Origin of the sequence: Aerococcus sp. UBA6277 (assembly GCF_002440555.1) — a bacterium.
Classification (GTDB): Bacteria; Bacillota; Bacilli; order Lactobacillales; family Aerococcaceae; genus Aerococcus.
In genome coordinates this window covers 55,350-68,087 of record NZ_DJUR01000023.1, presented here as the reverse complement: position 1 = coordinate 68,087, position 12,738 = coordinate 55,350, and the positions used below count along the sequence as shown (strand labels likewise).

The 12,738-nt window shown below is 40.6% G+C and carries 11 protein-coding genes; 1 reads left to right on the top strand and 10 read right to left on the bottom strand.

What is annotated here, in order from left to right; genetic code table 11:
- Positions 1-8 precede the first annotated feature (8 nt).
- The 10 genes from yhbY to B2V22_RS04405 all read right to left on the bottom strand — a co-directional run bounded on the left by yhbY (position 9) and on the right by B2V22_RS04405 (position 10,078).
- Positions 9-317: a ribosome assembly RNA-binding protein YhbY gene (gene yhbY / locus B2V22_RS04450; RefSeq protein WP_290490769.1), complete on the bottom strand. Its 309-nt coding sequence runs from the start codon at positions 315-317 to the stop codon at positions 9-11.
- Positions 318-431: 114 nt separating this feature from the next.
- Positions 432-1,559, bottom strand: a complete 1,128-nt coding sequence (yqeH, locus tag B2V22_RS04445) for a ribosome biogenesis GTPase YqeH (RefSeq protein WP_290490768.1) — start codon at positions 1,557-1,559, stop codon at positions 432-434.
- Positions 1,552-2,082: a YqeG family HAD IIIA-type phosphatase gene (locus B2V22_RS04440; protein ID WP_290490767.1), complete on the bottom strand. Its 531-nt coding sequence runs from the start codon at positions 2,080-2,082 to the stop codon at positions 1,552-1,554. Before B2V22_RS04440 ends, yqeH begins: the two co-directional genes overlap by 8 nt.
- Before the next feature lie 216 nt (positions 2,083-2,298).
- Positions 2,299-3,186 carry a homoserine kinase gene (gene thrB, locus B2V22_RS04435; RefSeq protein WP_290490766.1) on the bottom strand — a complete coding sequence of 296 codons (888 nt, stop codon included), beginning with the start codon at positions 3,184-3,186 and terminating at the stop codon, positions 2,299-2,301.
- 9 nt (positions 3,187-3,195) lie between these two features.
- Positions 3,196-4,509 (bottom strand): homoserine dehydrogenase, encoded by a 1,314-nt coding sequence (locus B2V22_RS04430; RefSeq protein WP_290490765.1) that lies wholly within the window; start codon positions 4,507-4,509, stop codon positions 3,196-3,198.
- A gap of 62 nt (positions 4,510-4,571) precedes the next feature.
- The gene (locus B2V22_RS04425) at positions 4,572-6,116 is read right to left on the bottom strand and encodes a Mur ligase family protein (protein ID WP_290490764.1); all 1,545 of its coding nucleotides are present in this window, start codon (positions 6,114-6,116) and stop codon (positions 4,572-4,574) included.
- A gap of 128 nt (positions 6,117-6,244) precedes the next feature.
- Positions 6,245-6,472, bottom strand: a complete 228-nt coding sequence (locus tag B2V22_RS04420; protein WP_016897683.1) for a YkuJ family protein — start codon at positions 6,470-6,472, stop codon at positions 6,245-6,247.
- A 136-nt stretch (positions 6,473-6,608) separates the two neighbouring features.
- Entirely contained in the window at positions 6,609-7,865 is a 1,257-nt protein-coding gene (locus B2V22_RS04415; protein WP_290490763.1) for a glycosyltransferase, read from the bottom strand.
- A 211-nt stretch (positions 7,866-8,076) separates the two neighbouring features.
- Positions 8,077-9,810, bottom strand: a complete 1,734-nt coding sequence (ptsP, locus tag B2V22_RS04410) for a phosphoenolpyruvate--protein phosphotransferase (protein WP_290490762.1) — start codon at positions 9,808-9,810, stop codon at positions 8,077-8,079.
- A 1-nt stretch (position 9,811) separates the two neighbouring features.
- On the bottom strand, positions 9,812-10,078 hold the full coding sequence (locus B2V22_RS04405; RefSeq protein ID WP_070467980.1) for a phosphocarrier protein HPr: 267 nt from the start codon (positions 10,076-10,078) through the stop codon (positions 9,812-9,814).
- 322 nt (positions 10,079-10,400) lie between these two features.
- On the opposite strand from B2V22_RS04405, the gene B2V22_RS04400 reads away from it, so the two are divergent.
- Complete coding sequence (locus B2V22_RS04400) at positions 10,401-12,647, top strand: ATP-dependent Clp protease ATP-binding subunit (RefSeq protein ID WP_290490761.1); 2,247 nt, start codon at positions 10,401-10,403, stop codon at positions 12,645-12,647.
- Positions 12,648-12,738: the final 91 nt, after the last annotated feature.

The following is a 12,738-nucleotide window of genomic DNA, read 5'->3' as shown; positions in this document are numbered from 1 at the left end:
TCCTGTAATTAGCCTAAAGCTTTTACTTGCGCTGAGAGTTCTTGATACTTAGCTTCAGATGAAGGACGGTATAAAGTAATCACACGACCAATTGTTTGGACAACAAACGCATCTACTGCCTCAGCGATTTCCGCTGCTGCTTCGTTAGTTTCCTCATCTGTATTTTGTAATAAATGTACCTTAATCAACTCACGTTTTTCTAGGACTTCATCAATTTGCACCATAAATTCTTCTGATAAACCGTTTTTACCAATATTGGCTACGGGGTTCAAATGATGGGCTTCTTTACGTAAAAATTTCTTTTGTTTATTATTCAAAATGAATAGTCTCCTTTCACATTAGGGTGTGAGAGCCGGCCTTTCATTTCAGCAGGCTCAAACCCGATTTTTACACTAGCTGATAGGCTATGCGACTTTTACCGCGAATAAAATCTAGATTAATTTTTCTCTGGTGATAATATCAATACCCTTTGGTACGTAAGCGGCGATTTGAACTGGGTCACTAACTGAAACCCATCCTAAACCTGGAAATACGATATCTGTTGGTGTTTTGATTGAGAATTCTTTGCGGACCAGTCCTGGGAAATTGGCCACATTTTCTGGGTAAGGCGGTTGTAAAATCCCACCAAGATGCTCTTGGTAAAATTCGTCTGAACCCGCTAACTTACGGCGATGTGGTTTGATTTGACCTGACTTATACAGGGTAAATGAGGTCCGTTCACCAGCAATAAAATCAAGACGCGCTAAGCCACCAAAGAACAATGTTTGTTCTGGATTCAGTTGGAAAGTCACAGGCTTGATTTCTTTATTCGGTAAGGCGTCCACCAATTCTTTTCCTTCTAAAATAGCAGTCATCTGTCCTGGGTTAATGATTCCTGGTGTATCAATTAAGCTAGCTTCATTACCCTCTGCATCGTCAAAAGGAATATCGATTAAATCTAAGGTCGTTCCTGGGAACTGACTAGTTGTAATGACATCCGCTTCAACACCTGTGGCTTGAAGAATCCGGTTGATCAATGAAGATTTTCCAACATTAGCCATACCAATCACATAAACATCACGACCATCACGCATTTCATCGATTTTCGCTAATAAGTCGTCAATATTCGCCCGCTTTTTAGCTGAAGTAAGGATTAAGTCATCCACTTTAACCCCATTATCTTTCAAGTATTTACGCAACCAATTTTCAATCCGACTGTGTTTCACTGCCTTCGGAATAGCGTCCATCTTGTTGGCAACCATTAGGATGGGGTTAGTCCCTGCAAAACGGTTTAGGCCGTTGATTAAAGAGCCTGCTACGTCAAAGATGTCAATCACGTTAACGATAAGGGCATCTTTTTCGCTAAGGGTATTTAAGATGGCTAAAAATTCATCTGCAGATGTGGATACTTTCTCAAGGGTATTATAATGACGCAATTTAAAACAACGTTGGCAGTATAACAAACCTGATTCGATACCTTTCTGGTAGGCAGATTGCGGCGTGTACCCGCGTTTGTCTGGTTGGTCAGTCTGAATTTCAGCACCGCAACCAACGCAATATAGTGTTTCTTCGTTAGACAATATTATTCCTCCACTTCAAGTCGGGATGTTTCTTTTCAATTCTCTTGAATAAGAATTTTTCAATTTTACGATTTAATAGGGTCCATACCAAGTCTGTTTCAACTAATGGCATGACCAAGATGCTGCGAATGCCTAGACGGTTACCACCAAAAACATCGGTTAAAAGTTGGTCACCAACAATGACTACTTCATCCTGACTGACACCAAGCATGTCAATAGCCCGTCTAAACCCTCTACGAGAAGGTTTTTTAGCGTCTGAGGTAAAGAGCACCCCTAACTGGTCAGCTACACGTTTGACGCGACCATGATGGTTATTGGATAAGATGACAACAGGTATCCCCGCATCTTTCATTATTTTTAACCAAGCACGCAATTCAGGTGTCCCATCCGGGTTATTCCATGCAATCAAGGTGTTATCCAGGTCGGTGATTACGCCTTTGATATTATGTTTGGCTAATTGGTCAGGTGTCAATTGATAGATACGTTCTATCATCCAGGTTGGTTTAAAATAGTCTTTTTTCATGCCGGCCTCCCTTAATTTCATGAATAGTATACCATAAGCAGCCCCTTGATTCACTTATGCAGAAGCCGATTCACCGCTTGTTTTATAAGCATAAACTTTTGGTAAAATGCTGCAAGCCCAGTAGGCGATCAGCAGCCTTTTCTAAAAAGCAAAGCAACAAAAAATGCTACGAGCATATCAGTCTGACATGCTCGTAACATTATCAATCGTCTAAAATCACATATCCTCTACTATAACCCCATCTGAGGCAAAGTCAAGTGTCTTTATCTGTGCGTCAAGATTTAATTGGCCGATGGCTTCAACAATCTGATCTGAGGCAGAAGCTTGGACAAGGGTCATAATAGTTGGGCCGGCACCTGATAGGTAAGTCCCGTATACCCCGTCAACTGTTGACAAAGCTTGGCGGATTTGCCCTAATTCTGGGACTAATTTCGCCCGAAACGGTTCATGTAATTGATCCATCTCCATCAAGGTGCCTACTGCTTCAATGTCCCCTTCTAACAACTTGCTCACGAAGACATTACCGATACCATTCGCCCGAACTGCGTCTGCAAACACCAACTCTTTCGGCAAAACGGCTCTTGCTTCTTTAGTTAACAACTCTCTATTAGGAACAGTCGCAATAAAATGCACATCATCCAATAGCGATTTTGTCCATAATACATGGGTTAAATCCATAGCGACTGACACCACCAAACCACCTGCTAAAGCTGGGGCAATATTATCCGGGTGGCCCTCGATTTCGTTAGCCATGTTAATCTTTTCATCCATTGACCAAGTTGCACCCGCTAGAATCTCAGCAATGGCAATACCCGCCACAATAGCTGAAGATGACGACCCTAAACCACGAGCTGTCGGGATATCACTGGTCATAGTTAAATGATGTGGTTGGGCATCCGGTGCAAACCGTAAAATCGTTTCAATCACCATGTTGGATGCGTCAGTTGGAATCCCTTCGCCTAGGTCATGGTCAATTTGCCATTGTTCACTAGGGTTAAGAATATCCACCGTTAAATATAGGGTAACGGCAACACCGATTGAATCAAAGCCGGGCCCCATATTGGCTGAAGTTGCCGGAACTTTCACGCGTACCTTTTCTACCATAATGGTCACCTACTTCGCTTCAGGCAACACTGAATAGTAAGAAATCAAGTTTAATTCAGGACTATCTTGTGTAGCTTGGTTGATTTGTTGTAATTGGGCTTGTGACATTTCATGGGTGACAACCACAATTTTCGCTGTCTTGTCATCAGATGACGGCTCTTGGAAAACCTTGTCTAAGCTAACTTTCGCTTCGTCAAAGATTTGGACAAGCTTGATGAACTGCCCTTGTTTGTCTTCAGTTTCAAAGTGGAAGAAGCCAACAGATTTGATATCTTCTGCCTTTTTCCAAGTGGCATCTTGACTGTAATTGGCAAATGGTTGGCCAGTGGTTTCTGTGTGGATATGTTGACCAATAGCCATAATATCTGAAACCACCATGGCACCAGTCGGTAATTCACCGGCACCAGGACCGTAGAACATCATCTCACCAGTCGCTGCTCCCTCAGTAAAGACCGCATTCATTTCGTTACGGACAGTTGATAATGGGTGGGTTTTTGGTACTAAGGTTGGCGCCACTTCAGCGTAGACGGTACCGTCTACCAAGTTTGCACGACCAATTAGCTTAATCACATAACCTAATGAGCTAGCAACTTGAATATCACGAGCTGTGACATGACGGATGCCTTTGACTGGAATTTCGTTCAAGTCGACAGTTACCCCGAAGGCCATTTTTGTTAAGATAACAATCTTACGGGCTGCATCTAGACCATCTACGTCACCCGATGGGTCTGCCTCCGCTAAGCCTAAAGCTTGCGCTTCCGCTAAGACTTCATCGAAGCCACGACCTTGTTCCACCATTTTTGTCAAAATATAATTCGTTGTCCCGTTGACAATACCTGATACAGAGAATAACTTATCTGACGCTAATGGCGTACGTAAACTGTTTAAAATTGGAATACCACCAGCAACTGCTGCTTCATATAAGAAGTCTAATTGATGGTCTTGGGCATATTGGATTAAATCTAAACCACGTTTAATCGCCACCAAATCCTTGTTAGCAGTTACGATGTGTTTACCGGCGCGTAAAGCAGATTCAATACAGTCAGCTGCGAATGTTGTCCCCCCCATCGCCTCAACGACAATATCAATTGAAGGGTCGTTGATGACATCATTGAAATCAGTTGTCAATTGAATGCTTTCTGGTAATCCGGGATGTTTCACTTTTGATTTTTCAATATCGCGGACAAAAATCTTCGTTACATGGTATTGAATACCTTCCGTGTCTGACATTTTTTGTGCGTGATCATGCATAATTTTGGCTACCCCGCCACCGACTGTACCTAGACCAAGTAATCCAATATTAATTTGTTTCAAATTCGCCACCTCTTTAGTTGATAGTATTTTATCATGTATATTTCATGGTATTCTCATAATCGTTTCCACTCTTAAATTCTACCCTTAAATTCATAAAAAGCAATCAATTGTTGAACGTATTCAAAATCGGGTACGTAAAATTCGTTACGGCCATTGATTTTAATCGTATCTTCTGAACCCTTACCAGCTACCACAATGGTCGTTGGTTTTCCGGACGCAATCGCATCCTTATAGGCCATATAGATTGACCCGGTCCGGTCTAAATTGCTTCTTACTTTAGCATCTGGATTGACCCCGTTAATGGCTTCTTCAATTTCAGCCATAATTTTATAAGCGTCTTCAAAGTTAGGATCATCACTGGTTAAATAAATTTCATTGGTGTTTAAACCAGCCACATGGCCCATATCCGCCCGTCTGTTTTCAGCTTTGCCACCGGCTGATCCAAAAACAATACGGATATCATTGTCAGGGGCCATTTCTTTAACAGATGAGAATAATTCTTCAAAGGAAATTCTGTTGTGGGCGAAATCAACCACGAAGGTCAATTGATTGTCCTTACTACGGTAGATTTCCATCCGGCCATCTGTTTTAGCATCATCTAAAGCCTTTTGAATCGTTGCCCACGCAACACCATTTTCACGCGCAATCGCTGTTGCCACTAAGGCATTGTTGATATTAAAGTGTCCTAAGACATTTAAAGCCATCGGAATCGCTTCACCTTGATTTTTCACCACAAATGTCTGTTTGGTTTCACTAAAGGCTATTTCATCGGCAAAATAATCAGCCGCCGGGTTTTTACGCGAAACTGTCACAATCCGTTCAATATTTTCAGCATCTTCAGCCGCTTTTAAAATCTCTTCATAGTGGTCTGTATCTTCATTGATGACAGCCACTTTACCGTGGTCAAAGATCCGTAATTTTGACTGGAAGTAATCAGCAAAAGTCGGATGTTCGACTGGCGAAATATGGTCTGGTGAAATATTCAAAAAGGCCACCACTTGCATCTTCACGTCATCAACGCGGTGGTATTTTAAGGCTTGGCTGGATACTTCCATAGTTGCCCGGTTTACCCCATTGTCCCGCATAGTCGCCAGCATTTCATATAAATCCATGGCTTCAGGCGTGGTAAGGGTCGATGGTGTTTTTTCAAGGCCATCATAGTTAAAGGTAGATGACACGAACCCAGGTAGTGCTTGCCCTTTTTCCTGACTGTCTAAGGTCAAAATTTGGTTAACGAAACCTGCTGTGGTGGTTTTGCCTTTGGTTCCTGTAATCCCTGAAATGGCCACGTCTTGCCACGGCGATTGGTAGAAAAAATTGGCAAGCTGAGCCATCGCTAGGCGGATATCTTCAACGATAATACCTGGGATGTCGGCTGCGTAATCTTGTTCTGACAGGTAGGCCACTGCCCCACGGTCAACAGCATCTTTTAGGTAAGAGGCTTTAAAATTGAGCCCCTTACACACAAATAAGGTGTTGGCTGTCACCGCACGCGAGTCAAATGTGATCCGATCAATGATGACCTCGTCTGCGACATTTTCTTGTGTAATGGTTGTTGCGCTGCCATTGTCCTTAAAAAAGGCGATAGCACGCGATAATTTCATTGAATCTGACATGTTAAACTCCCTCTACTCCATATAAATAAAAAAAGGATCGTGATGCCACGACCCTCTATACGACACAGAATGTCTGCCATATTGGTAGTTCTAGTAGGTCACCCTACAATTTCAACTGAATTGGTTAATTATTGAATTAACTCGTAGATTTCCATTGCGACTAAATCAATGTCATCAAATTGGAAAGTTTCGTTGATTGTTAAGTCCTCTAATTCAAAACTTTCAGACTCTTTGTTAAAGCGTACAATACACTTTTCAACGCCCTCTTTTTCGAAACGACGTACTTCGATTTCTGAGTCATCAGAAAGCATCGCTTTTAATCGGGTAATAATTGCTTCTAATCGAGATGATTGCATAATAATCTCCTTTCGCCTTCTTATCTTTGTCATTTTAACACTCTTTGGGTGAATAAAAAACCTTTAAGTGCATAAGAAATGAATTAATTTCAGCAAAGCCTTTTCATTGAAAAATGACGACCCATATTTATGCTGACTATTCGTCTTTTCTACGAATATAGAAGGACGGAAAATACTTGCTAGTCCACTTCAAAGGTCTATGCAATTCTGCAAAAGAAGAAGATAGGTAAACACTTCGTCCAATTAGATTTCTCGGTTTCTCTGACTGCAATTCAATCATGTACTGATAAATATGGTACAAGTCTTCATAGAAAGCATCCGCCGACACATGGTAAATCAATGGTGCTAAACCTTCTGTTAATGAAGATTGCGTCGTTTTAATATCCTTCACATATTTGGGAAAATCTGTCACTTCCGTTAGTAAATGACCGAACGGTGCGATATCTTCAAGGGCCGCTAGGTAAGGCGTCTTCATGGCAATCACCGGTAGTTGGTTGGTGATTGCTTCAATAAATGTTAAGCCCTGCGTCTCTGAAGTCGATAAATTCACATAAACATCCGCCGCTTGGTACAAGACATTGACTTGGTCATGAGATACAAAGCCTGGGAAAATGATTTTATCCGTCAAGTTCAGTTCAGCCGTTAATGCTTTTAACTCTTCTAACTGTGGCCCGTCACCTGCAAGTAACAACTTAGCATTTGGAATATCCGCCAACACCTGAGGGAATTGCTCGATAATCGCGACTAAGTTTTTTTCCTCAGCGATACGGTTAATCGATAACAGTAGATACTCATCTTGTGCAATGCCCCAGCTTTGTCTAAAGTTGATTAGGACATCTGGGTCAATTTTCTTAGGTAACTTTACCCCTGTTGCCAAGACATGAATAGGTTTTAGAATTTGATAATCTCGTAAAACATCTTTCATCTGCTCACTAGGTGAAATGACTAAATCAGCTTGGTCACAGAAAAGCTTAGACAAATGAACGACCGTTTTTCGAGAAATTAATTTGCCATTTAAAATATAATGAAGGTATTTTTCATACCAAGTGTGATAAGTGTGCACTAGTGGAATTCTCATATAGCGTGCTACGCTTACCCCCATCAACCCCATAGAGAACTCCGTTTGGGTATGAACAATATCGATTGCTAACTCTTTGCATTTACGGTAAATAGACGCAAAAGAAGGAATCGCCACTCGTCTATCTTTGAAGAATAGAAAAGGAACTGATTCATAGCGAAAGACATGGTCTTCGATTTCTGCCTTTGGATCAGATGTCGTAAAAATATATACTTGATGTCCATTATCCTCAAACGTTTCTTTTAATGTTTGAATTGAGGTAGCGACCCCACTTACTTGTGGAAAGTAGGTATCGGTAAAGATCGCGATATTCATCTAAACACTCCTTAGATGCCCTTTTTATTTTTATCCTGTCACATATCCTATCATAACAGAATAATTGTAATTAAAAAATCATCTGACGGCAACTTAATTGTAAAGAATAAGATAAGGAATATCTTCGCTTGACATTTACTGTTAGACAAAGAAAAAACCCCACCAAAATCCATGATTTCAGTGAGGTTTTCAGTTTATTCATTTGAAACGATTATAGTTCAGCTAGTTCAGGAACTGCTGCTTTAATTAAAGCTTCAGCTTCGTCTGAAGAAGTTGCTTCAGTAACCACTTTGTTAGCTAATTCAGCCATTTCGTTTGAATCTAATTTAGAAATTAATGATCTGATTTTCAGTACAGAAGATGCAGACATAGAGAATTCATCTAAGCCCATACCTACTAATAATGGAGCAGCCATTGGTTCACCGGCTACTTCACCACACATACCAGTCCATTTACCTTCTTTATGGCTCGCATCGATAACGTTTTTGATCAATCGTAATACAGATGGGTTAAATGGTTGGTATAGGTATGAAACGTGTTCGTTCATACGGTCAGCCGCCATTGTATATTGGATTAAGTCGTTGGTACCGATAGAGAAGAAGTCCACTTCTTTAGCGAATTGATCAGCAATCACAGCAGCCGCTGGAATTTCGATCATGATACCCACTTGAATGTCATCCGCAACTTCAACACCTTCAGCTTCTAATTTAGCTTTTTCTTCCTCATAAATTGCTTTCGCAGCACGGAATTCAGGTAAATTTGAAATCATCGGGAACATGATGCGTAATGAACCGTATACAGACGCACGTAATAAGGCACGTAATTGTACACGTAATAATTCAGGTTGGTTTAATCCGATACGGATTGCACGGTAACCTAAGAATGGGTTCATTTCTTCTGGTAATTGTAAGTAAGGTAAGTGTTTGTCCCCACCGATGTCCATTGTACGAACAACGACTGGATGACCATTCATCCCTTCTAAAACAACTTTGTAAGATTCGAATTGCTCATCTTCAGTTGGCATTTCGTCTGAATCCATGTATAAGAACTCAGTCCGGTATAAACCAATTGCTTCAGCACCGTTTGAGTGTACACCTTCTAAGTCTTTTGGCGTACCGATGTTGGCAGCGATTTCGAATTTCTTGCCGTCTTTAGTTAAAGTCTCAGCGTCTTTAAGTTTTTCCCACTCAGCTTTACGAGCTAAGAAGTCGGCAGCAATTTTTTCGTATTCTGCGATGGTTGCATCGTCAGGATTTACAATAACATCACCGTTTAAACCATCAACAATGACAATGTCACCGTCGTTGATTTCTTTAGAAACATTACCAGTCCCTACAACTGCAGCGATTTCCAATGAACGAGACATGATCGCTGAATGTGACGTACGTCCACCGATATCAGTCGCAAAACCTTTAACAAATTGGCGGTTTAATTGTGCTGTATCACTTGGCGTTAAGTCATAAGCAACAACAACTACTTCTTCATCGATAGTTGAAAGGTCAGGAATTTTAACACCTAATAAATGCGCAACTAAACGGTCAGTAACATCTTTGATGTCAGCTGCACGTTCTTGCATATAAGGATTGTCTTCCATACCTTTGAAGATTTCAATGTAGAAGTCAGCTGCTTGACGAACTGCAGATTGTGCGTTCAATGTTTCATCTTCAATTTTTTGCGTATAAGCTTGTTGCAATTCCGGATCTTCAAGGACCATTAAATGCGCGTCAAAGACTTGCGCTTCCTCTTCTGACAAGGCTTTAGATGCAACCGCTTTAATTTTTTCGATTTCTACTTTTGAGTCAGCTATAGCTTTTGCTAAGCGTTCTTTTTCTTGTTGTGAATCGTTAGATTTTGAAATTTCAAAACTTAAATCAGGTTCTTCAACTAAGAACGCTTTAGCGATGGCAACGCCATCGCTAGCCGCGATTCCTGTTAGTTTAGTCATATTATTCTGATAACCCTTCATTTTTCATAGTGTCAGCAATTGTTTGGATTGCTTCTTCTTCGTCGTCACCTTCAGCAGTGATTACAACGTCAGAACCTTGACCTACACCTAAAGACATTACGCCCATGATAGATTTCAAGTTTACAGATTTACCTTTGTATTCTAAGTTAATATCTGAGTTGAACTTGCTTGCAGATTGCACCAATAAAGTTGCAGGACGTGCGTGAATACCAGTTTCTGCTGTAATGTTAAATTCTTGTTTTTGCATAATCAAAAATCTCCTTTAAAATGTTTTATTTAGACCTTTATAAATAGGCAAGAGTTATTATAGCTTATCTATTTGAAAAGTAAAATGTCACAAACTAGACTATACCATAATTAGAAAACTCTTTCATTAATAATTTACCAAAAAAATAGCGTTTCCACAAGGTTTTTCCCTTGAATACTATAGGAATAATTTTTGCTTAAGCCTTTTGGTTGAAAGTCAAAATTGGTCAGGGTATAATATAGACATTAGCAGTTATATCTATATGCTGCGAATATAAAAATTGCAGGCAATCGCTCTAGCATTAAACAAAGGAAGTGCTTATATGTTATGTCAAAACTGTGGCGAACGCGACGCTGTCATTCATGTATACGCAAATGTGAATGGCCGACGTGAAGCGGTAAACCTCTGCCAAACATGCTACTCACAGCTATCTCAAGGTAAACAAACAAATAATTTAAATTACAATAATAATAATAATAATAATAGTAATAGTAACAATCCATTTGGCGGCTACAGCTTTGATGACCTATTACGTCAAATGCAGCAACAAGGCTTTTCTGCAAATTCGCAAAATAAAGCCCAAGCTCAAGCTGGCAATGGTGGCAACAATGACGATTCTATTCTAGGCAATTACGGAACCAACTTGACTGACCAAGCCAAGGCTGGTTTAATCGACCCAATTATCGGTCGAGACGATGAAATTATCCGAGTGATTGAAATCCTGAACCGTCGTACAAAAAACAATCCTGTTCTAATTGGTGAACCAGGTGTCGGTAAAACAGCCGTTGTCGAAGGCCTAGCCCAAAAGATTGTTGAGCATGCTGTACCAGAAAAATTACGCAACAAAGAAGTCATCCAATTAGATGTCGCTTCACTTGTTCAAGGAACTGGTATCCGCGGCCAATTCGAAGAAAAAATGCAACAATTAATGAATGAAGTCCGCGAAAATAAAAACATCATTCTATTTATAGATGAAATCCATGAAATTGTCGGCGCTGGTTCAACTGAAGGTGGTTCTTTAGACGCTGGTAATATCTTAAAACCGGCTCTAGCTCGCGGTGAACTCCAATTAGTGGGTGCAACAACCTTAAATGAATTTAGAAAAATCGAAAAAGATGGCGCCCTAGCCCGTCGTCTACAACAAGTCATGGTAGCTGAACCTTCTGTAGAAGAAACCCTGGAAATTATCAAAGGTATTCAAGAAAAATACGAAGGTTTCCATAACGTGAAATATAGTGATGAAGCGATTGAAGCAACTGTTCGCTTATCAGACCGTTATATCACAGACCGTCAATTACCAGATAAAGCGATTGACCTATTAGATGAGTCTGGTTCTAAAAAGAATTTAACCATCCCTTTCTTAGACCGCGAATCGTTGAAGAATCAAATTGACGAATTAACCAGACTGAAAGAAATGGCCACAGAAGCTGAAGATTATGAAAAAGCAGCCTACTACCGTGATCAATTAAACAAATACCAAGATATGTACGATAGCCATCAAAATGTTCCTGAAAAGACACCAACAGTCAACGCCAGCGACATTCAAGCAATTATCGAAACCAAAACCGGTATCCCTGTTTCAGACCTACAAGAATCTGAACAAGACCAATTGATCAACTTAGACAAAAACTTGAAGCAACACGTCATTGGTCAAGACGATGCAGTAGAACAGATTGCCAAAGCTATCCGTCGTAACCGCGTTGGTTTAAGCCGTCAAGACCGTCCAATCGGTTCCTTCATGTTCGTCGGCCCGACTGGTGTCGGTAAAACCGAATTAGCACGTCAATTAGCCATTCAATTATTTGGTCGTCGCGAAGCCTTAGTCCGCTTTGATATGTCTGAATACATGGAAAAACATGCCGTGTCTAAATTAATTGGTTCACCTCCAGGATACGTGGGCTACGATGAAGCAGGCCAATTAACAGAGCAAGTACGTCGTCAACCATACTCAATCATCCTATTAGATGAAATTGAAAAAGCCCATCCAGATGTCTTAAATATCTTCCTACAAATTATGGAAGACGGTCGTTTAACAGACGCCCAAGGTCGCACTGTGTCCTTTAAAGATACCTTAATCATCATGACATCAAACGCCGGTTCAGATGGCGTGGAAGCGAGTGTTGGTTTCGGTGCAAGCAAACAAGGTAAACAACAAAGTGTCATGAACAAGATTGGTGACTACTTCAAACCTGAATTCTTGAACCGTTTCGATGCCATCATCGAATTCCAACCACTAACTAAAGCAGAATTGATTGTGATTGTTGACCTACTATTAGACAATATGAACAACTTACTAGCCAACCAAGATATCCACATCAAGGTTGATGACAAGGTCAAAGAACGTTTAGTTGAACTTGGCTATGACGCAAAACTTGGCGCTCGCCCATTAAGACGTGTCATCCAAAGTCAAATCGAAGACCAAGTAGCTGATACCTTCTTGAAGAACAATGATGTTCACGACATTTACTTTACTGTAGATAGCGATGGTAACATTATTGTAGACCAATCGGCTTTAGTTGAAGAAGTATCGGAAAATGACGATAGCCATCAGGCTGATGCCGAAGATTAAAATACAACACTTTTTTAAGTAGCCAAAAGGCCCAGGAAATTTTTCCTGGGCCTTTTTCGTTATTTAATAAGAGCGTTCTAATCAGGCACTT

Coding starts and splice junctions, on each gene's coding strand:
- B2V22_RS04420 (WP_016897683.1), bottom strand. CDS start 6,472: ATGCAATCATCTCGATTAGAAGCAATTATTACCCGATTAAAAGCGATG.
- B2V22_RS04425 (WP_290490764.1), bottom strand. CDS start 6,116: ATGTCAGATTCAATGAAATTATCGCGTGCTATCGCCTTTTTTAAGGAC.
- ptsP (WP_290490762.1), bottom strand. CDS start 9,810: ATGACTAAACTAACAGGAATCGCGGCTAGCGATGGCGTTGCCATCGCT.
- B2V22_RS04440 (WP_290490767.1), bottom strand. CDS start 2,082: ATGAAAAAAGACTATTTTAAACCAACCTGGATGATAGAACGTATCTAT.
- B2V22_RS04415 (WP_290490763.1), bottom strand. CDS start 7,865: ATGAATATCGCGATCTTTACCGATACCTACTTTCCACAAGTAAGTGGG.
- B2V22_RS04405 (WP_070467980.1), bottom strand. CDS start 10,078: ATGCAAAAACAAGAATTTAACATTACAGCAGAAACTGGTATTCACGCA.
- thrB (WP_290490766.1), bottom strand. CDS start 3,186: ATGGTAGAAAAGGTACGCGTGAAAGTTCCGGCAACTTCAGCCAATATG.
- B2V22_RS04400 (WP_290490761.1), top strand. CDS start 10,401: ATGTTATGTCAAAACTGTGGCGAACGCGACGCTGTCATTCATGTATAC.